General features: G+C 73.6%; 20 protein-coding genes. 15 read left to right on the top strand and 5 right to left on the bottom strand.

Features of this window, described 5'->3' with window-relative positions; translation table 11 throughout:
* Window positions 1-10 precede the first annotated feature (10 nt).
* From OHS71_RS16855 to tsaE, 6 genes are all read left to right on the top strand, one after another.
* Complete coding sequence (locus OHS71_RS16855) at window positions 11-382, top strand: holo-ACP synthase (protein WP_328480215.1); 372 nt, start codon at window positions 11-13, stop codon at window positions 380-382.
* Window positions 383-467: 85 nt separating this feature from the next.
* Window positions 468-1,907, top strand: coding sequence for an NAD(P)H-hydrate dehydratase (locus OHS71_RS16850; protein WP_328480214.1), 1,440 nt, complete (start codon window positions 468-470; stop codon window positions 1,905-1,907).
* 665 nt (window positions 1,908-2,572) lie between these two features.
* On the top strand, window positions 2,573-3,445 hold the full coding sequence (locus OHS71_RS16845) for a L,D-transpeptidase family protein (protein WP_328480213.1): 873 nt from the start codon (window positions 2,573-2,575) through the stop codon (window positions 3,443-3,445).
* Window positions 3,446-3,478: 33 nt separating this feature from the next.
* Entirely contained in the window at window positions 3,479-4,672 is a 1,194-nt protein-coding gene (alr, locus tag OHS71_RS16840; RefSeq protein ID WP_328480212.1) for an alanine racemase, read from the top strand.
* Window positions 4,673-4,730: 58 nt separating this feature from the next.
* Window positions 4,731-6,005 carry an alpha/beta fold hydrolase gene (locus OHS71_RS16835; protein WP_328480211.1) on the top strand — a complete coding sequence of 425 codons (1,275 nt, stop codon included), beginning with the start codon at window positions 4,731-4,733 and terminating at the stop codon, window positions 6,003-6,005.
* On the top strand, window positions 5,971-6,504 hold the full coding sequence (tsaE, locus tag OHS71_RS16830; RefSeq protein WP_328480210.1) for a tRNA (adenosine(37)-N6)-threonylcarbamoyltransferase complex ATPase subunit type 1 TsaE: 534 nt from the start codon (window positions 5,971-5,973) through the stop codon (window positions 6,502-6,504). The genes OHS71_RS16835 and tsaE overlap by 35 nt, the downstream gene beginning before the upstream one ends.
* 77 nt (window positions 6,505-6,581) lie before the next feature.
* On the opposite strand, the gene OHS71_RS16825 is transcribed toward tsaE, so the two are convergent.
* The gene (locus OHS71_RS16825; protein WP_328480209.1) at window positions 6,582-6,752 is read right to left on the bottom strand and encodes a hypothetical protein; all 171 of its coding nucleotides are present in this window, start codon (window positions 6,750-6,752) and stop codon (window positions 6,582-6,584) included.
* A gap of 181 nt (window positions 6,753-6,933) precedes the next feature.
* Window positions 6,934-7,485, bottom strand: a complete 552-nt coding sequence (locus tag OHS71_RS16820) for a hypothetical protein (RefSeq protein ID WP_328480208.1) — start codon at window positions 7,483-7,485, stop codon at window positions 6,934-6,936.
* 110 nt (window positions 7,486-7,595) lie between these two features.
* On the opposite strand from OHS71_RS16820, the gene tsaB reads away from it, so the two are divergent.
* From tsaB to OHS71_RS16800, 4 genes are read left to right on the top strand one after another with little or no spacing between them, the layout of a single operon-like run.
* Window positions 7,596-8,249 (top strand): tRNA (adenosine(37)-N6)-threonylcarbamoyltransferase complex dimerization subunit type 1 TsaB, encoded by a 654-nt coding sequence (gene tsaB, locus OHS71_RS16815; protein WP_328480207.1) that lies wholly within the window; start codon window positions 7,596-7,598, stop codon window positions 8,247-8,249.
* 41 nt (window positions 8,250-8,290) lie between these two features.
* A complete protein-coding gene (gene rimI / locus OHS71_RS16810; protein ID WP_328484542.1) occupies window positions 8,291-8,797 on the top strand; it encodes a ribosomal protein S18-alanine N-acetyltransferase in 507 nt (168 codons plus the stop codon).
* Window positions 8,790-9,881: a tRNA (adenosine(37)-N6)-threonylcarbamoyltransferase complex transferase subunit TsaD gene (tsaD, locus tag OHS71_RS16805; RefSeq protein ID WP_328480206.1), complete on the top strand. Its 1,092-nt coding sequence runs from the start codon at window positions 8,790-8,792 to the stop codon at window positions 9,879-9,881. The genes rimI and tsaD overlap by 8 nt, the downstream gene beginning before the upstream one ends.
* Window positions 9,882-9,891: 10 nt before the next feature.
* On the top strand, window positions 9,892-10,161 hold the full coding sequence (locus tag OHS71_RS16800; RefSeq protein WP_328480205.1) for a hypothetical protein: 270 nt from the start codon (window positions 9,892-9,894) through the stop codon (window positions 10,159-10,161).
* 12 nt (window positions 10,162-10,173) lie between these two features.
* On the opposite strand, the gene OHS71_RS16795 is transcribed toward OHS71_RS16800, so the two are convergent.
* Entirely contained in the window at window positions 10,174-10,692 is a 519-nt protein-coding gene (locus tag OHS71_RS16795; RefSeq protein WP_328480204.1) for a peptidoglycan-binding domain-containing protein, read from the bottom strand.
* Complete coding sequence (locus tag OHS71_RS16790; RefSeq protein WP_328480203.1) at window positions 10,689-13,013, bottom strand: glycoside hydrolase family 3 N-terminal domain-containing protein; 2,325 nt, start codon at window positions 13,011-13,013, stop codon at window positions 10,689-10,691. The genes OHS71_RS16795 and OHS71_RS16790 overlap by 4 nt, the downstream gene beginning before the upstream one ends.
* Window positions 13,014-13,175: 162 nt before the next feature.
* Between OHS71_RS16790 and OHS71_RS16785 the strand changes: the two genes are divergently transcribed.
* The 5 genes from OHS71_RS16785 (at window position 13,176) to OHS71_RS16765 (ending at window position 18,767) form a co-directional block, all read left to right on the top strand.
* Window positions 13,176-14,246, top strand: coding sequence for a LacI family DNA-binding transcriptional regulator (locus tag OHS71_RS16785; protein WP_328480202.1), 1,071 nt, complete (start codon window positions 13,176-13,178; stop codon window positions 14,244-14,246).
* Between the two features lie 109 nt (window positions 14,247-14,355).
* Window positions 14,356-15,711 (top strand): endo-1,4-beta-xylanase, encoded by a 1,356-nt coding sequence (locus tag OHS71_RS16780; RefSeq protein WP_328480201.1) that lies wholly within the window; start codon window positions 14,356-14,358, stop codon window positions 15,709-15,711.
* Window positions 15,712-15,811: 100 nt separating this feature from the next.
* Window positions 15,812-16,855, top strand: coding sequence for an LCP family protein (locus OHS71_RS16775; RefSeq protein WP_328480200.1), 1,044 nt, complete (start codon window positions 15,812-15,814; stop codon window positions 16,853-16,855).
* 91 nt (window positions 16,856-16,946) lie between these two features.
* Window positions 16,947-17,303, top strand: coding sequence for a YciI family protein (locus OHS71_RS16770; RefSeq protein ID WP_328480199.1), 357 nt, complete (start codon window positions 16,947-16,949; stop codon window positions 17,301-17,303).
* A 219-nt stretch (window positions 17,304-17,522) separates the two neighbouring features.
* Complete coding sequence (locus tag OHS71_RS16765; RefSeq protein WP_328484541.1) at window positions 17,523-18,767, top strand: RNA polymerase sigma factor; 1,245 nt, start codon at window positions 17,523-17,525, stop codon at window positions 18,765-18,767.
* A gap of 55 nt (window positions 18,768-18,822) precedes the next feature.
* Here the strand turns inward: OHS71_RS16765 and OHS71_RS16760 are convergent, their stop codons facing one another.
* Window positions 18,823-19,995, bottom strand: a complete 1,173-nt coding sequence (locus OHS71_RS16760; protein ID WP_328480198.1) for a THUMP-like domain-containing protein — start codon at window positions 19,993-19,995, stop codon at window positions 18,823-18,825.
* Window positions 19,996-20,037 lie beyond the last annotated feature (42 nt).

Here is a 20,037-nt window from a genome sequence, read left to right as displayed (position 1 = left end):
GGTGCTCGGCATGAGCATCATCGGGGTCGGTATCGACGTGGCGGAGATCGACCGGTTCGCGGCGTCGCTGGAACGGACACCGGGGCTGGCCCGGCGGCTGTTCCTGGAGAGCGAGCTGCTGCTGCCGAGCGGGGAGCGGCGGGGGACCGCCTCGCTGGCGGCGCGTTTCGCCGCGAAGGAGGCTCTGGCCAAGGCGCTGGGGGCGCCGTCCGGGCTGCTGTGGACGGACGCCGAGGTGTACGTCGAGGAGAGCGGACAGCCCCGGTTGCGGGTGAAGGGGAGTGTCGCCGCGCGGGCCGCCGAACTGGGCGTCCGCAGCTGGCATGTGTCGTTGAGTCATGACGCGGGGGTCGCGTCGGCGGTCGTGGTGGCCGAAGGCTGAGTCCTCCCGCTCGCGCCGTGGGGGAGGCCGGGGAAGGGGCGGGACCGCGTGCGGGGGTGGGGGCGTCCGGGGGAGACTCGTCCGTATGCGTACTGCCTATCGCGTCGAGACCGTCCGCCGTGCCGAGCGGGAGTTGATGGCCGGGCTTCCCGAAGGGGCCCTGATGCAGCGGGCCGCCGCCGGGCTCGCCGCCGCCTGCGCCGATCTGCTGGGGCGAGTGTACGGGCGGCGGGTGGTGCTGCTGGTCGGGAGCGGAGACAACGGGGGTGACGCCCTGTACGCCGGCGCCCGGCTGGCCCGGCGCGGGGCGGGGGTGACCGCTGTGCTGCTCACACCCGGGCGCGCGCACGGCGGGGGGCTCGCGGCCCTGCGGCGGGCCGGGGGGCGCACGGTCGCGCCCGAGGGTGCGCAGGACGCCGTCCGGCGCGCCGACCTCGTGCTCGACGGCATCGTCGGCATCGGCGGGAAGGGCGGGCTGCGGCCCGACGCGGCCGCGCTGGCCGCGACCGCCGCCGGGGCGCGGGCCGTCGTCGTCGCCGTCGATCTGCCCAGCGGCGTCGACGCCGACACCGGTGAGGTGCACGGGAGCGCGATCCGCGCCGACGTCACCGTCACCTTCGGCACGCACAAGCCGGGGCTGCTCGTCGATCCGGCGCGGGAGTACGCCGGGTCGGTGCGCCTCGTCGACATCGGACTCGGGGACGTGCTGCCCGCAGAGCCCGAGCTGGCGGCGCTCCAGCACGCGGACGTGGCCGCCCTGCTGCCCGTGCCGGGGGGCGACAGTGACAAGTACCGGCGAGGCGTCGTCGGGATCGCCGCCGGGTCCGCCCGGTATCCGGGGGCCGCGGTGCTGGCCGTCGCGGGGGCGCTGCGGGGCGGGGCGGGGGCCGTGCGGTACGTCGGGCCGGCGGGGGACGCGGTCATCGCGCGGTTCCCCGAGACGCTCGTGTCCGACCAGGGGCCCCGGCGGGCCGGGCGGGTGCAGGCGTGGGTCGTCGGGCCCGGTGCCGGGGAGGACGCGAAGACGGTGGCGGAGGTGCTGGCCGCCGAGGTGCCGGTGCTGATCGATGCCGACGGGCTGCGGCTCGCGGACCCGGACGCGGTGCGGGGGCGTACCGCGCCGACGTTGATGACGCCTCACGCGGGGGAGGCGGCCGCGCTGTTGGGGGTGGCGCGGGAGGAGGTGGAGGGGGCCCGGCTGCGTTTCGTGCGGGAACTGGCGGCGCGGTACCGGGCGACCGTGCTGCTGAAGGGGTCGACGACGTTGATCGCGGACGCGGGGGGCGAGGGCGTGGTGCGGGTGAACGCGACCGGCACCGCGTGGCTGGCCACCGCCGGGAGCGGGGACGTCCTGTCGGGGCTCGCGGGGTCGCTGCTGGCGGCGGGGCTCGGCGCGTTGGACGCGGGGAGCACGGGGGCGTATCTCCACGGGCTCGCGGGGCGGTTCGCGGCGGGAGGGGCGCCGGTGGGAGCGCACGAGGTGGCCGTGGCGGTCCGCGAGGCGTGGAGGTCCGTGCGGGAGTAGCGGGCCGGGCTCTGCCGGGCCTCCGGGGAGTCCTCCGGCCGTGCGGACCGTGCCGGTTCGGGCCGCCGGGCCGAGCCCGGGCCGGCGGCTTGAACCTGCCGGAGGCGGTGTGAACCCGTGCGGGGCGGCCGAGCTCGGGCCAGTCGCCGTGCCGCCCGTATCCGCCCGGGATACGGGGCGCTTCCCTTGGCCTGGGTCGAGCCCGGGGCGGCGGCTTGAACCTGCCGGTGGCGGTGTGAATCCGTCCGGGGCGGCCGAGCTCGGGCCGGTCGCCGTGCCGCCCGTATCCGCCCGGGATACGGGGCGGGCACCCCCGGCCTGGGTCGAGCCCGGGCCGGCGGCCTGAACCTGCCGGAGGCGGTGTGAACCCGTGCGGGGCGGCCGAGCTCGGGCCGGTCGCCGTGCTGCCCGTATCCGCCCGGGATACGGGGCGCTTCCCTTGGCCTGGGTCGAGCCCGGGGCGGCGGCTTGAACCTGCCGGTGGCGGTGTGAATCCGTCCGGGGCGGCCGAGCCCGGGCCGGTCGCCGTGCCGCCCGTATCCGCCCGGGATACGGGGCGGGTACCCCCGACCCCGGGCGTCCCCGGGAAGTCGTACCCCCTCTGAACGGGTGAAGCCGCCGCGTGGCAACCCTGGTCTCCAGGACTACCGCGTTTGTCTGATCGGATGTTCAGCGTACGAACAGTGGCCCTTGTTCTCGCCTCCGTCGCCCTGCTTCCCCTCGGGACGCCCGCCCGAGCCGTGCCGCCTCCCCCTGGGCCCGAGAGCCAGTTGGTGCCCGGGGTGCCGCCGGGTCCGTCCCAGCCCTGGCAGATCGATACGCCCGACCAGGTGCTCGCGCCGAAGGTGTACGAGCCCACCGCCGCCGAGGACGCCGTCGAACCGCGGGACGCGATGCCGGGGACGTACGCGCTCGTCGAGTACGTGCCGTTGGGCGACGCCGTGACCCGGGTGCTGTGCAGCGCACGGACCGGGCCGTACCAGCGCGGGGTCGAGCGGTGGCTGAAGCTGAAGGTGGACGGGAAGCAGTCCGCGGCGGACTGCATGGCGATCCGGGCGTTCCAGCAGAAGCAGGGGATCAAGCCCGCCATCGGCTTCGCCGGGCCCGTCACCTGGGCGCGGATGCAGCTCCTCGCCGCGAGGAAGAACCCCAACGCCCACAAGAAGTGCCCGGTGCGGACCGGCCGGATCGCCTGCGTCGATCTCGACCGGCAGCTGACGTGGGTGCAGAAGGGCACGAAGGTCGTCTTCGGGCCCGTGCCGATGCGCAGCGGCCGCGTCGTCCATCCGACCCGTACGGGATGGCACACCATCTACTGGCGGCACAAGAACCATGTGTCCACGCTCTACAACACCCCCATGCCCTATGCGCAGTTCTTCGACGGCGGACAGGCCTTCCACGCCGTCTACGGCAGCATCCACACCACCATCGGCTCGATGGGATGCGTCAATCTCACGCTCGGTGACGCGCGCAGGCTGTGGGGTGTGCTGAAGAAGGGCGACCGGGTCTACGTGTGGGGGCACCGGCCCGGTACCTAGGGGCGGTCCGGGGCCTCTGAGACACTGGGCGCGATGAGTGAGACTGCCGAGCCGCCCGCCACCCCGCCCCGCGCCCGCGCCGAGATCGACCTGGCCGCGCTGCGGGCCAACGTGCGCACGCTGCGCGCCAAGGCGCCCGGCGCGGCGTTCATGGCCGTGGTGAAGGCCGACGGATACGGACACGGGGCCGTCCCCTGCGCCCGCGCGGCGGTCGAGGCCGGTGCCGGCTGGGTGGGCACCGCCACCCCCGAGGAGGCGCTGGCGCTGCGCGCCACGGGCGGGCTGCCCGCGGACGTCAGGATCATGTGCTGGCTGTGGACGCCGGGCGGTCCCTGGCGCGAGGCGGTCGAGGCCGGCCTCGACGTCTCCGTCAGCGGGCTGTGGGCCCTGCGCGAGGCCGCTGAGGGGGCACGGGCCGCCGGGCGGCCCGCCCGCGTACAGCTCAAGGCCGACACCGGGCTCGGGCGCAACGGCTGCCAGCCCGCCGACTGGCCCGAACTGGTGGGCGAGGCCCTGCGCGCCGAGGAGCAGGGGCTGCTCCGGGTCACCGGGCTGTGGTCCCACTTCGCCTGTGCCGACGAGCCCGGGCATCCCTCCGTCGCGTTCCAGCTCGGCCGCTTCCACGAGATGGTGGAGTACGCCGAGCGGCAGGGCGTGCGGCCCGAGGTGCGGCACATCGCCAACTCCCCCGCCACCCTCACGCTCCCGGAGACCCATTTCGACCTGGTCCGCCCGGGCATCGCGATGTACGGCCTCTCGCCCAGCCCCGAGCTGGGCTCCGCCGCCGACCTCGGGCTTCGCCCGGTGATGACCCTCGTGGCCTCGCTGGCCCTGGTCAAGCAGGTCCCGGGCGGGCACGGCGTGAGCTACGGCCACCATTACGTCACCCCGGGCGAGACCACCCTCGGCCTCGTCCCGCTCGGATACGCGGACGGTGTTCCCCGGCACGCCTCCGGGAGCGGACCTGTGCTGGTCGGCGGCAAGTGGCGGACGGCCGCCGGACGCATCGCGATGGACCAGTTCGTCGTCGACCTCGGCGGCGACGAGCCCGGTCCCGGAGCGCAGGCGGTCCTCTTCGGCCCCGGCGACCGCGGTGAGCCCACGGCCGAGGACTGGGCCCAGGCGGCCGGAACCATCGGATACGAGATCGTCACACGCATCGGACCGCGCGTTCCTCGCGTCTATGTCGATGAGACCAGTGTCATCGAGACCCGTTCAGGTGAATGAGTAACCAGACGGGTACTCCGCAGCCGGAGCACGGACATCGGGCAAAGAGGAGCGGTACGTGAGCGAGAGCAGTGCGGAGGTGGTGGCGACCGGCGCGGAGATGGCGGCGAGCGCCGCCTCGGCGGTCGTTGCCGCCTCCGCGACGGGGGCAACGGGAGGCTGGCGCCGGGCGACCGGTATCGCCGGCACCGCGATAGGCGTGATCGCCGCGGGCGCCGCGGCGGGTGTCGCCCTGGAGCGGATGACCGTGGGGCGGGGCATGCGGGCGAAGGCCCGGCTCGCCCTCGACTCGACGGGGCCGTACGGCGGGCTGCGCGGCACCCCGGGCAAGGCACGGGCCGACGACGGCACCGAGCTGTACTACGAGATCGACGACGTCGAGCCGCAGGGCGGAGCCGCGAACCGGCGGCGCAGGCTTTTCGGGCGCAAGGCCCCGCTCCCCGTCACCGTCGTCTTCAGCCACGGCTACTGCCTCAACCAGGACTCCTGGCACTTCCAGCGGGCGGCCCTGCGCGGTGTCGTACGGACCGTCCACTGGGACCAGCGCAGCCACGGCCGGTCCGGTCGCGGCAGCGCCCAGATACAGGACGGGGCGCCCGTCACCATCGACCAGCTGGGGCGCGATCTGAAGGCCGTCCTCGACGCGGCCGTGCCCGAGGGGCCGATCGTGCTCGTCGGGCACTCCATGGGCGGGATGACGGTGATGGCCCTGGCCGCCCTGTACCCCGAGCTGATCCGGGACCGGGTCGTCGCCACCGCCCTCGTCGGCACGTCGTCCGGACGACTCGGCGAGGTCAACTTCGGACTGCCGGTCGCGGGTGTGAACGCGGTGCGGCGGGTGCTGCCGGGGGTGCTGAAGGCGCTGGGGCAGCAGGCGGCGCTGGTGGAGAAGGGGCGACGGGCCACCGCCGACCTCTTCGCCGGGATCATCAAGCGGTACTCCTTCGCGTCGCGGGACGTCGATCCGGCGGTGGCGCGGTTCGCCGAGCGGATGATCGAGGGCACGCCGATCGACGTGGTCGCCGAGTTCTACCCGGCGTTCACGGATCACGACAAGACCGAGGCGCTCGCCTGTTTCACCGGCATACCGGTACTGGTGCTCGCCGGGATCGGCGATCTGGTCACGCCGAGCGACCACAGCGAGGCGATCGCCGACCTGCTGCCCGACGCCGAGCTGGTGCTCGTGCCGGACGCCGGGCACCTGGTGATGCTGGAACACCCGGAAGTGGTCACCGACCGCCTCGCCGACCTGCTCACCCGTGCGGGCGCCGTGCCCGCAGGAGCTACCGTGACTGGCTATGGAAGCACCAGCAGCACAGCACAGCCCGGCTGAGTCCGACCCGGTGGGCAACCGCGTGGAGATCGTCGTCAACTCCCCCGAGCAGATGGGCGAGTTGGGCCGTCGTATGGCCGAGCTGTTGCGGGCCGGCGATCTTGTGATGCTGAGCGGGGAGCTCGGCGCGGGCAAGACGACGCTCACCCGCGGGCTCGGCGCGGGCCTCGGGGTCCGGGGCGCCGTCACCTCCCCGACGTTCGTGATCGCCCGGGTGCACCCCTCCCTGGGGGACGGCCCGCCGCTCGTCCATGTGGACGCCTACCGCCTCAACGGCGGACTGGACGAGATGGAGGACCTCGACCTCGACGTGTCCCTGCCCGCGTCGGTGGTCGTCGTGGAGTGGGGCGAGGGCAAAGTGGAGGAGCTGACCGACGACCGGCTCCAGGTCCGTATCCACCGGGCCGTCGGCGACACGACCGACGAGGTCCGGCAGGTGACGGTGACGGGGCTCGGGGCACGGTGGGCGACGGCGGACCTCGGCACGCTGTCGGCCTGAGGGTTGCGGGCCGGTCCGAGGACGGAGGACGACGACGTTCCTCGGCCGGTCGCCCGTCGCCGCTCGGCGATGGGCCCTCACGCCGCCTTGGGACGCCTGGCCGACCGGTCCGTGAGCGCGGGGTCGGGCAGTCTCGGAGGCGTCGACACGGCTTCCGCGGCCGCGCACGAGGCCAGCAGATCGCGCATGGACACCCCGGCGGGCGGGAACGGCCGCGGCTCCTGCGCCTTGGGCTCGGTGACCGGCATGGACGCCTCCTGAGGTTCGGGGGCGGACGTAGTTAGGTAGACCTAACTACGAAGTTGGTACCATGTGACCACGCCCGTGACAGGGAACGCAACATTTTGCCGACGTCTTGTCGGAACGTTCACGAGGCGCACGAGGCCGACGGCCCCCCCGGACCACGGCACGGGTGTACCGGACGGCGGACTACGGGACCACGACGACGGCCCGGCCGATCGTCGCGAACGCCCACATCGCCTCGCCGTCCGCGACGCTCTCGCGGATGCCGCCCGTCCTCACCTCCGGGTCGGGCTCGGGCAGCTCGCCGTCCAGCGCCGCGCTGAAGCCGATCGTCACGTCGTCCACGGTGGTGAAGCGCACGACGTGCTCGATGGGCGTGCCGTCGGTGCCGGTGACGGCGCCCGCCCGGGAGGTGACCGAGTAGCTGCCCGGGAGAGGGTCCACGCTGCCGGGGGCGACCCCGAACGTGCGCTCGACCGTGCCGTCCGACGCGACCAGCCACACCCGGTCGCCGTCCAGTGCGTACACGACCCGCTCGCCCAGCCCGGAACGGGCCGGCAGTGCGGTGGGGTGCTTCCTGTCCCCGGACGCCTTCGCCGCCTTCACGGGTACGCCGCCGCGTCGCGCAGCGGCGAGGCCGGCGGGGACGTTCGCCGACGCCTGGAAGGTGAGGAACGCGACCGCGGCCAGGGCCGCCGAGGTGAGTCCGGCCACGAATGTCGAGCTGCTGCCTGGCATCGACGACCACCCCGTCTGTCCCGTACGTCCCTTTTGCGGCGACGTTAGCAGTCATCATGGCTCCGACCGGTACGGCCGTGTCCGGGGCACGGGAGCCGTAGGCTGTTTGCGTGCTCTTGCTCGCTCTGGATACCGCCACCCCCGCCGTCACCGTCGCGCTGCACGACGGCACGGACGTCATCGCCTCCTCGAGCCAGGTGGACGCGCGCCGGCACGGCGAGCTGCTGCTGCCGGCCGTCGACCGGCTGCTCGAAGGAGCCGGGCTCAGGCTCGACGCCGTCACCGGCGTCGTCGTCGGCGTCGGCCCCGGCCCGTACACGGGGCTGAGAGTCGGCCTGATGACCGCCGACACCTTCGGGCTCGCGCTCGGCGTCCCCGTGCACGGACTGTGCACGCTCGACGGCCTCGCCTACGCCTGCGACCTCGAAGGCCCCTTCGTCGTGGCGACCGACGCCCGCCGCAAGGAGGTCTACTGGGCGCGTTACACCGACTCCCGGACCCGGGTCTCGGGCCCCGCGGTGGACCGGCCCGCCGACATCGCCGACGAGGTGGCAGGGCTGCCGGCCGTCGGCGCGGGCGCCCTGCTGTACCCGGACGCCTTCCCCGAGGCGCGCGAGCCCGGGCACGTCTCGGCCGCGGCGCTCGCGGCCCTGGCCGCGGAGAAGCTGGCCGCCGGTGAGGAGCTGCCGGAGCCGCGGCCGCTGTACCTGCGCAGGCCGGACGCCCAGGTGCCGAAGAACTACAAGGTGGTCACCCCCAAGTGACCGAAGCCGCCAACCCACCCGGTCGGCCCGTGCTGCGGGAGATGCGCTGGTGGGACATCGAACCCGTGCTGGAGCTGGAGAAGGACCTCTTCCCCGAGGACGCCTGGTCACGGGGCATGTTCTGGTCCGATCTGGCCCACGCCCGCGGCCCGGAGGCCACCCGGCGGTATCTCGTCGCGGTCGACACCACGGCCGGCGTCGAGCGGATCGTCGGCTACGCGGGCCTGGCCGCCGCCGGTGACCTGGCCGACGTCCAGACCATCGCCGTCGCCCGCGACCACCAGGGCACAGGTCTCGGCGGGCGCCTGCTGACGGAGCTGCTGCGCGCGGCCACCGCCTTCGAGTGCGCCGAGGTCATGCTGGAGTGCCGGATCGACAACGTCCGTGCCCAGAAGCTCTACGAACGCTTCGGCTTCGAAGCCATCGGCTTCCGGCGCGGCTACTACCAGCCGGGGAACGTGGACGCCCTGGTGATGCGGCTGACCGATCCATCGACATCCGTACCGACTCCGGTACAAGGGACACAGGAAACCGAGAACAATGGCTGACGAACCCCTGGTTCTGGGGATCGAGACCTCCTGCGACGAGACCGGTGTGGGCGTCGTGCGGGGCACGACCCTGCTGGCGGACGCGATCGCCTCCAGCGTCGACGAGCACGCCCGCTTCGGCGGGGTCGTGCCGGAGGTCGCGTCCCGGGCCCACCTGGAGGCGATGGTCCCGACCATCGACCGGGCCCTGAAGGAAGCGGGGGTGAACGCCAAGGACCTCGACGGCATCGCGGTCACGGCCGGTCCCGGCCTCGCCGGCGCCCTGCTGGTCGGCGTCTCGGCGGCGAAGACGTACGCGTACGCCCTCGGCAAGCCGCTCTACGGCGTGAACCACCTCGCCTCGCACATCTGCGTGGACCAGCTGGAGCACGGCGCGCTGCCCGAGCCGACGATGGCGCTGCTGGTGTCGGGCGGCCACTCGTCCCTGCTGCTGTCCACCGACATCACCTCCGACGTCCGCCCGATGGGCGCGACCATCGACGACGCGGCGGGCGAGGCATTCGACAAGATCGCCCGCGTGCTGAACCTGGGCTTCCCCGGTGGCCCGGTCATCGACCGCTACGCCCGCGAGGGCGACCCCACGGCCATCGCGTTCCCGCGCGGCCTCACCGGCCCGCGCGACCCGGTCTACGACTTCTCCTTCTCCGGGCTGAAGACGGCGGTCGCCCGCTGGATCGAGGCGAAGCGGGCGGCGGGCGAGGAGGTCCCGGTCCGTGACGTGGCGGCCTCCTTCCAGGAGGCGGTCGTGGACGTCCTGACCCGCAAGGCCGTCCGGGCCTGCAAGGACGAGGGCGTCGACCACCTGATGATCGGCGGCGGCGTGGCCGCGAACACCCGGCTGCGGGCCCTGGCCCAGGAACGCTGCGAGGCCGCCGGCATCCGGCTGCGCGTCCCGCGCCCCAAGCTGTGCACGGACAACGGCGCGATGGTGGCGGCCCTGGGCGCGGAGATGGTCGCCCGGGGGCGCGCCGCGTCCGGCTGGGACCTGTCGGCGGATTCCTCACTGCCGGTGACGGAGCCGCACGTGCCGGCTCAGCCGCACGAGCACGTGCACGAGGCGGCCAAGGACAACCTCTACTCATGAGGATCACGTCATGACCGTCGCGCTGATGTGGGAGGCCCGGGCGGTCGCCGGGCGGGGCGGGGAACTGCTGGCCTGGGCAAGGGCGCAGGAGCTCGCGGCCCCGCCCGTGCGCCGGGAGATCCTGCGCGCCCCGCAGGACCGGGTGCTGGTCATCACCTGGTGGGACGCCGACTACGACGCGGTTCTCCCCGAACTTCCCGAGCCCGACCAGGAGTTGGTGAGCCGGGCCGTGCACCGGTGGCGCTTCGAGTCCGTGACGGGGCCGGACGGGGACGGCTGAGCGGTCGGGCGGTCAGGGCTCGTCCGTCTCCGCTTCGAGCGAGGCGCGGGTCGCGGTGCCGTAGACACCCGAATCGTCCTGGAGGACGGCCCGGGTCAGCTGGTACGAACGCACCGCGCTCTCCACCTGGCGGTCGTAGTCCCCGCCGGCCGGTCCGCCGTAGTAGCCGATCTGGCGCAGGCGCAACTGGAGTTCGGTGACCTCGGGGCCGGTGTCCCCGAAGCGCAGGACCGGGGGCGCGGAGTTGCTGGGGCCGGGCCGGGGGGACGCGCTGCCGGTGGCTCCGGTGGCCGGCGCCGAGGGCGGGGCGGTGGAGCGGGAGGGCGCCGGTGAGGTGGGAGAGGACGGGCTCGGGGAGCTGGAGGCGGTCGGCGACGGCCACGTCCGTGAGGCCGCGGGGGACGGCCCGCCTGCTGCCGTGGTCCTGTGGGACGTCTCGTCGGGCACGGGGGCCCGGACGCCCCGGCCGGGGAATCGTCCCGTCAGGGCCGTCGTACAGGATCTACGGTCCTGACCGGTCGGGGCCGTCACGCCCGCAGGACCTCCACCTCGCAGTGCAGTCGCCGCTCGGCCCCCACCTCACGCACCGGCCCGGTGAGCCGCACCCGGGCCGTCTCCCGCGTCTGCCCGCTGGACGTCCCCAACCGCAGTTGCAGGTCCCCGGGTTCGACCACCCGGCGCCCCGCCCGGTCGGTGAACGCCGACAGGTCGGCGTGGAAGCGGAAGGTCACCCGGGCCGACTCGCCCGCAGCCAGTTCCAGCCGCCGGTAACCGATCAGCCGTACGTCGGGGCGCGTCACACTCGCCACCGGGTCGTGCAGATACAGCTGCACGACCTCCGCGCCGGCCCGCCCACCGCTGTTGCGGACCGTCACGGAGAGGTCGTACGAGCCGTCCGTGTCGATTTCGGCGTCCGGGCCGGAGAAGTCCTCCCAGGCGAACTCCGTGTAGGAGCGCCCGTGGCCGAACGGGTACAGCGGGGTCGGGTCCAGGCTGCTGACCTCGCCCGCCAGCCCCAGCGGCGGCTGGAGGTAGGTCCAGGGCTGGCCGCCCGGCAGGTGCGGCACGCTCACCGGGAGGCGTCCCGAGGGGTTCACCCGGCCGGACAGCACGCCCGCCACCGCCGGGCCGCCCTCCTCGCCCGGGAAGAACGCCTGGACGACCGCCCCCAGCCGCCCGTGCCAGCGGCCGAGCGCGTAGGGGCGTCCGGTGAGCAGCACGAGGACGACGGGGACGCCCGTCGCGACCAGCGCGTCCAGCAGTTCGCCCTGGACGCCGGGCAGGCTGAGGTCGGCCACGTCGCAGCCCTCGCCCGAGGTGCCCCGGCCGAACAGGCCCGCCCGGTCGCCGAGGACGGCCACGCAGACGTCCGCCTCCGCGGCGCGGGCGATGGCCTCGGTGAAGCCGGACGGATCCGGGTCCGAGACCCCGCAGCCCTCGGTGAAGGTGACCTTCGCGTCGTGGAGTTCGGCCCGCAGGGACTCCAGCACGGTGGGGATCTCGATGCCCGGGTCCACCTCGGGGTGGTGGGTGAGGACATGAGAGGGGAAGGAGTAGCAGCCCAGCATCGCCAGCGCGTCCGCCGCCCGCGGGCCCACCACGGCGATGCGGGTGTCGGGGGCGAGGGGGAGCAGGGCGTCGGGGTTGTCCAGCAGGACCACCGACTCCTCGGCCAGCCGGCGGGCCAGGGCACGGTTCGCCGGGGGGTCGAGGTCGACCGGGCCCGCGGTCTCCGGTTCCGGCCGCCAGTCCTCGTCCAGCAGGCCGAGTTCGCACTTCTGGAGCAGGACGCGGTGGGCGGCCCGGTCGACCAGCTCCTCGGGGAGTTCGCCGGCGCGCACCGCCGCGACCAGCGCCTCGCCGTAGTACTTCACGGTGGGCAGCTCGACATCGATGCCGGCCGCCAGGGCGAGGTGGGCCGCCTCCGCGGGGGTGCCGGCGACGCGGTGCAGGGTCTGGAGGAAGGCGATGCCGAAGTAGTCGGCGACGACCGTGCCGGTGAAACCCCACTCGTCGCGCAGGAGGCGGGTCAGCAGCTCGGGGTCGGCGGAGGCCGGGACGCCGTCGCGTTCCGTGTAGGCGGCCATCACCGAGCGGGCGCCGCCCTCGCGCAGCGCCATCTCGAAGGGGGGCAGGGTGACGTCGGCGAACTCGCGTGTCCCCGCCCGCACCGGGGCCAGGTTGCGGGCGCCCACGGAGGAGGCGTACCCGGCGAAGTGCTTGAGCGTGGCGACGACCCCGGCGGACTCCAGCCCGCGCACGTAGGCCGTACCGACCGTCCCGACCAGGTACGGGTCCTCGCCGATGGTCTCCTCGACCCGGCCCCAGCGCGGGTCCCGCACGACGTCCAGGACGGGGGCGAGGCCCTGGTGGACGCCGACCGCGCGCAGATCGCGGCCGATCGCCCGGCCCATCTCCTCCACCAGCGGCGGGTCGAAGGCGGCGCCCCAGGCCAGCGGGACCGGATAGGCGGTGGCCCGCCAGGCGGTGAAGCCGGCCAGGCACTCCTCGTGGGCCACCGCGGGGATGCCGAAGCGGCCGGCCGCGGCGATCCGGCGCTGGGCGAGGGCCAGCGCCCGGACGCCGAGCGCGGGGTCCACGGGCGCGGTGCCGAAGGACCGGGTCAGCTGACCGAGCCCACGGGTGATCAGCTCGTCGTAGTCGGCGGCGGGGTCGGCGCTCTCGGCGGTCATGTCGTGCTGGTGCGGGGCCACGCCGTCGCCGTCCGCCGCGGCGCCGACCCACACGCCGTACAGCTGGGCGGTCTTCTCCTCCAGGGTCATCCGGGAGAGGAGATCGTCGACGCGGGCGGCGGCGGGCAGGGCGGGATCACGCCAGGGGGCGGTGGTCATGAAACTCCTGTCAGAGGTCGGTGAGCCACCAGGTGGACAGTCGGTGCGGGCGGTGTGTGGGGCGGGCCGTACGAATGTTTCGAGCTGTACTTCGAATGTTCCGGGAACCTATGGCGTCGTACTAGGTTCGTCAAGAGGCCGCGTGGCGATACGATCGCCGCCATGACACCCTCGGAGCCCGCGGAAACCCGTACGGAAGCACGGACGGAAACGCGGCCGGCCCAGACCGCGACGCTCGCGGAGATCGCCCGCGAGGCGGGCGTGTCGGCACCGACTGTTTCGAAGGTCCTCAACGGCCGCGCCGATGTCGCCCCCTCCACCCGCACCCGCGTCGAGGAGCTGCTGCGCGCCCACGGCTACCGGCGGCGCCGCGCCGAGGCGACCCGCTCACCGCTCATCGACCTGGTCTTCCACGAGCTGGAGAGCGCCTGGGCGATGGAGGTCATCCGGGGTGTGGAGAACGTGGCGCGGGACGCCGGACTGAGTGTCGTGCTCAGTGAGAGCGCCGGACGGCTGACCCCCGGGCGGACCTGGGCCGACCAGGTCGCCGCCCGCCGCCCGCACGGTGTCGTGCTGGTCCTGTCCGGGCTCGACGAGTCCCAGCGGGCCCTGCTGACCAGCCGGTCCATCCCGTTCGTGGTGATGGACCCGGCCGGCGACCCGGGCGCGGACGTGCCGTCCATCGGGGCCACCAACTGGCAGGGCGGCCTCGCCGCGACCCGGCACCTGGTGGAGCTGGGGCACCGGCGGATCGGCGCGATCAGCGGGCCGCCGCAGATGATGTGCAGCCGGGCCCGGATCGACGGCTACCGCGCGGCGCTGGAGACGGCCGGGCTGCCGGTCGACCGGCGGCTGATCAGGACCGGGGACTTCCACCACGAGACCGGCTACCGGCTCGGCCGTGAGCTCCTCGACCGTCCGGACCGTCCCACCGCCGTGTTCGCGGGCAACGACCTCCAGGCGCTCGGTTTCTACGAGGCCGCCCGCGAGCTGGGGCTGCGCATCCCGCAGGACGTGAGCGTGGTCGGCTTCGACGATCTCCCGGTGGCCCCCTGGGTGGGCCCGCCGCTGACGACCGTCCGCCAGCCGCTGACGGAGATGGCTGAGGCGGCGGCCCGGCTGGTGCTGGAACTGGGCCGCTCGACGTCCCGGGAGACGACGACGGCGACCCGGGTGGAGCTGGCGACGAGCCTGGTGGTGCGGTCGAGTACCGCGGCGCCGCCCGCCGGGTGACAACGGGGCGGTCTGGCCGGAAGTTGACGTATTGACGGGTGTGGCGGACGCCCCCACACTCCTCCGAAGTCAATCGGTTGCACGACCGAAACTTTCGGAGGCACCCGCAATGAGCTCCTCCAGTTCCTCGATACGTGCACGTCTCGCCGCCCTGCTCGCCGGGGCGGCCACCGTCGGAGCCCTCCTCACCGGAGTGGCGCACGCCGCCGACACCCCGCTGCGCGACCTCGGCGCCGCCAAGGGCAAGGTCATCGGCACGGCGGTCACCGGCTCGAGACTCACCGGGACCTACGGCGACCTCGCCGGGACGCAGTTCGGCTCGCTGACCCCCGGCAACGCCATGAAGTGGGGATCGGTCGAGCCGACCCAGAACTCCTTCAACTGGGCGGAGGCGGACCAGATCGTGGCCTTCGCGCAGGCCCACGGCCAGCAGGTGCGCGGCCACACCCTGGTCTGGCACAGCCAGAACCCCGGCTGGCTCACCAACGGCACCTGGACGTCCGCCCAGCTCGGGGCCCTCCTTCAGAACCACATCAGCACGGAGGCCGGGCGCTACAAGGGAAAGATCGCCGCGTGGGACGTCGTCAACGAGGCATTCAACGAGGACGGCACCTACCGCTCGACCCTCTGGTACAACGGCCTCGGCGCGGACTACATCGCGAACGCCCTCACCTGGGCCAGGGCCGCCGACCCGGCCGCGAAGCTCTACATCAACGACTACAACGTCGAGGGGGTCAACGCGAAGAGCACCGCTCTCTACAACCTGGTCAAGTCGCTGAAGGAGCGGGGAGTTCCGATCGACGGGGTCGGCCTCCAGGCCCACCTCGTCCTCGGTCAGGTCCCTTCCACCCTCCAGCAGAACATCCAGCGGTTCGCCGACCTCGGCGTCGACGTGGCCATCACCGAGCTGGACATCCGGATGGCACTCCCGTCCGACAGCGGCAAGCTGGCCCAGCAGAAGGCCGACTACACGGCGGTCACCGCGGCCTGCGTGGCGGTGACGCGCTGTGTGAACCTCACCGTGTGGGGCTTCACCGACTCCGACTCCTGGGTGGAGAGCACCTTCCCGGGGCAGGGGGCGGCGACGCCGTACGACGCGAACTACGCGCCGAAACCGGCGTACTACGGCATCGCCGAGGCGCTGGGCGGCACGACGACCCCACCGCCGGCCGGCGCCTGCACGGCGGCCTACGAGGTGGGCAGCCAGTGGAACACCGGGTTCACCGGGAACGTGACGGTCTCCTGCTCGGGCGCTTCCCTGTCGTCCTGGACGGTGACCTGGACGTACGGCGCGGGCCAGCAGATCACCCAGGCCTGGAACGCGAACTGCACCCAGTCGGGGGCGGCCGTGACGTGCGTGAACGCCTCCTACAACGGGTCGGTCCCGGACGGGGGTTCGGTCAGCTTCGGGTTCAACGCGAACTGGAGCGGCAGCAATCCGGCGCCCACGGTGGCACTGGGCTGACGGGGGCGGCGGGCCGGGGATCGTGAGATCTTCCCGAGAATTCCGCTGTCGGCCCGCCGTCCTAACAGTCCGCTCATAATTCGGACTTACGTTCCTGTCCGTGACGCGACACGAGGAGCAGGACGACGCGGGCAGACGGGCCGGCCGGCGGCCGGGAGTGCTGAAGGCCGCCGGTCTCGGTCTGGCCGCCGCGCTGGTGGTGGGCGCCGGGACTGCGGGCTGGGCCTACTGGCGCCTCGAGGACAACATCAAGGGCGTCGACATCGACAACGCGCTGGGCGACAACCGGCCCGTGAGGGCGGTCACCACCCCGGCACCGTCCGCCTCCCCGCTGCCCACCGAGGCGGTGAACATCCTGGTGCTCGGCTCGGACTCGCGCAGCGGCAAGGAGAACCAGGAGCTCGGCGGCGGCGACAGCTCGGGGGCCCGCTCCGACACGGCGATGGTCGTGCACATCGACGCGGGCCGTACGAAGGCCACCGTCGTCAGCATCCCGCGCGACACCCTCGTCACCCGCCCCTCCTGCCCGCTGTCCGACGGCGGCACGACGGCGGTGGCCCACGGCGCGATGTTCAACACGGCCTACTCCCTCGGCGGTCCGGTCTGCGCCGTCAAGACGGTCGAGTCGATCACCGACGTGCGTATGGACCACTACATCGAGGTCGACTTCTCCGGTTTCGCGAAGCTCGTGGACGCCCTCGGCGGGGTCACCGTCACCACCGACGAGGACATCGACGACGACGACAGCCACCTCCGTCTCGCGGCAGGCACCCACCATCTGAACGGCACCCGTGCGCTCGCCCTGGCCCGCACCCGGCACGGCATAGGCGACGGCAGCGACCTCGGCCGCATAGGCCTCCAGCAAAGACTGGTGAAGGCCCTGCTGGAGCAGATCGCCTCGACCGACCTGCTGACCAGCCCCGCCAAGCTGTACAAGGTCGCCTACGCGGTCACCGCCGGCCTCACCACGGACACCGGCCTGGACTCCCTCGCCGAACTGACGGAGCTCGGCCGGAGTCTGAAGGGGCTGCCGGCCGCCGGCGTGAAAACGGTGACCATGCCGGTGGCGGCGGCCCCCTCCGACCCCAACCGGGTGGTGGCGCGGGAGCCTGCCGCGAGCGCGCTGTGGAAGTCGCTGAAATAAGTCCCGGTGAGGTGTCGATCCGGTCCGGGCCCGTTCGACGAAGGTGTGAGAGGCCGGAAAGGACCCGGCTCACCCGACCCGAGGAGTCACCATGCCGCGCTACCTGTCGCTCGTGCAGATCGACGAGGCCACCGCCCCCGCGGAGGGACCGAGCCCCGAGCTGATGCAGCGGATGGGCGAGCTGATCGAGGAGATCACCAAGGCCGGCGTCATGCTCGACACCGCCGGGCTCACCCCGTCCGCCCAGGGCGCCCGCGTGCACTGGGAGGGCGGAAAGCTCTCGGTCACCGACGGCCCCTTCACCGAGTCCAAGGAGGTCGTCGGCGGCTATGCCCTCATGCAGTGCAAGGACATGGCCGAGGCCCTCGAGTGGACGAAGCGGTTCCTGAAGGTGCACGAGGAGCACTGGACGGTGACCTGCGAGGTGCGGGAGATCGCGGAGGGCTGAGCGTTCCCCGGGTACGCACCCGGACGCGTTGCCCGATGCGGTCGTCGGCGCGGTCGTGGGCGGGGTCGTCGGTAGGTTCGCGGTGCGTTCCTTGGTCCGAACGCGTGCCGGGGTGTTCGATGGTGGGTTGTGGAACAACAGCCCGCCCCGGACCCCCGGCCCGCCCCGGACCCCCGGCCCGCCCCGGACGCCCCTCCCGTCCCGGATCCCCGGACCGCCATCGAGACCGTCTTCCGACTGGAGTCGCCCCGGGTCATCGCGGTCGTCGCCCGTGTCGTGCGTGACGTCGGCATCGCCGAGGAACTGGCGCAGGACGCCCTGGTCGCCGCGTTGGAGCAGTGGCCGCGTGACGGTGTGCCCGACAACCCCGGCGCCTGGCTCACCGGCACCGCCCGGCACCGCGCCGTCGACCTGGTCCGCCGCCGGGAGAACTACGCCCGCAAGCTCCAGGAGATCGGCCGCGGCCTGGACACCGCCGAACCGCCGGAGGAGCCCGCCGACCCCGACGACATCGACGACGACCTGCTCAGGCTCGTCTTCACCGCCTGCCACCCGGTGCTGTCCGCCGAGGCCCGCACCGCCCTCACCCTGCGCCTGCTGGGCGGCCTGAGCACGACCGAGATCGCCCGCGCCTTCCTGGTGCCCGAAGCGACCGTGGCCCAGCGCATCGTCCGCGCCAAGAAGACCCTGGCCACCAGGAACATCGCCTTCGAGGTGCCCTACGGCCCCGACCGCGAGGCCCGTCTCGGCTCGGTCCTCGACGTCATCTACCTCATCTTCAACGAGGGGTACGCGGCCACCGCGGGCGACGACTGGCTGCGCCCGGCGCTGTGCGAGGACGCGCTGCGGCTGGCCCGGCAGCTGGCGTGCCTGATGCCGAAGGAGCCGGAGGTCCACGGCCTGGTCTCCCTGCTGGAGTTCCAGGCGTCCCGCACGCCCGCCCGCACGGCGCCCGACGGGACGCCCGTCCTCCTCGAGGACCAGGACCGGCGCCGCTGGAACCGGATGCTCATCGCCCGCGGTATCGCCGCCCTCGGCCTGGCCCGTCGGGCTGCTGCCGGTGGCCTCCCGGGCCGGTACGCGCTCCAGGCCGCCATCGCCGCCTGCCACGCGCACGCGTACCGCTACGCCGACACGGACTGGGCGAGCATCGCCACCCTGTACGGGCTGCTGGCGGCCCGCTTCCCCTCTCCGGTGGTCGAGTTGAACCGGGCGGTCGCCGTGTCGATGACCGAGGGCCCGGCCGCCGCCCTGGCCCTCGTCGACGCCCTGACCGCCGTACCCGCCCTGCGGGACTACCACCTGCTCCCGAGCGTCCGCGCCGATCTCCTGTCCCGCCTGGGCCGTGCCGCGGAGGCCCGCGCGGAGTTCGAACGCGCGGCGGCGCTGACGGCCAGCACACCCGAACGGCACCTGCTGTTGCGCAGGGCGGCGGAGTCAGCGGAGTCGGCTGACCGCTACTGATCGGCGGCAGCCAGGCGGTCGCCTCGCAGGAGGACGGCTGACGGCCTGAACGGCGTCAGGCGGTGGCGGGCTTCCCGATCAGCATGGTCGGGGCGCCCGCCACTCGGGTGAGGAACACCGTCGCCGCCTCGGAGCCCTGCGGCTTGGGCAGCACCTTCTTGCGCAGTTCCTCCGGCTCCACGGCCGACCCCCGTTTCTTCACGGTCAGGATCCCCACCCCCCGCTCGCGCAGCAGCGCCTTCAGCTTCTTCACGTTGAAGGGGAGCCGGTCGGTGATCTCGTAGGCGGTGGCGTGCGGGGTGGGGCGCAGGGCGTCGGCGGTGACGTAGGCGATGGTCGCGTCGATCAGCCCGCCCTCCAGCTCCCGGGCCACGTCGGCGACCAGATGGGCCCGGATGACGGCGCCGTCGGGCTCGTACAGATACCGCCCGACCGGCCGGACGTCCGGGTCGGGCAGCCCGCCGCCGAGCAGGGTCCGGGGCCCCGGCAGCAGGGTGGCCCGGACGGCCCCCGGCTCGGTCCCGAACCACAGCACCGCCTCCTTCACGTCCCCGCCGTCCGAGATCCACTCGGCCTCGGCCTCGGCGGGGATCGCCTCGTGCGGCACGCCGGGCGCGATCTTCAGGGCGGCGCGCGGGGCGGCGAGGGCGGCGCCGACCGCCCAGGACAGCGGAGGCGAGTACGCCTCGGGGTCGAAGATGCGTCCCCGGCCTCCTCTGCGCGCCGGATCGACGAAGACGGCGTCGTAGCCGCCGGTGTCCACCTCGGTGACGTCCGCCTCCCGCACCTCGATCAGTCCGCTCAGCCCCAGTGCGTCGGCGTTCGCGCGCGCCGCCTCCGCCGTGGCCGGGTCCCGGTCCACGGCCAGCACCCTGATCCCGGCCCGGGCGAGCGCGATCGCGTCGCCGCCGATCCCGCAGCACAGGTCGGCCACCGAGGTCACGCCGAGCGCCTTCATCCGCTCGGCCCGGTACCCGGCGACACTCGCCCGCGTCGACTGCTCCACCCCGTTCGGCGTGAAGAACATCCGCTCCGCGTCCTCGGCCCCGAACTTCACCACCGCCCGCTGCCGCAGTCTGGCCTGGCCGAGGGCCGCGGACACCAGGTCGGCGGGGTGCTCGCGGCGCAGCCGGGTGGCGACGGCGAGTTCGTCGGCGGGCGCGGTGCCACGCACCGCGTCGAGGAGGGCACGGCCCTGGGGGGTGAGCAGCGGAGCGAGGACGTTCACCCCTTCATTGTCGGCCCGCCGCCCGCCCCGCCCGGCCAGGGG

Source organism: Streptomyces sp. NBC_00377, assembly GCF_036075115.1.
Lineage (GTDB): Bacteria > Actinomycetota > Actinomycetes > Streptomycetales > Streptomycetaceae > Streptomyces.
Note: the sequence above shows the minus strand (reverse complement) of the source record. Positions and strands in the feature narration are given on the sequence as shown.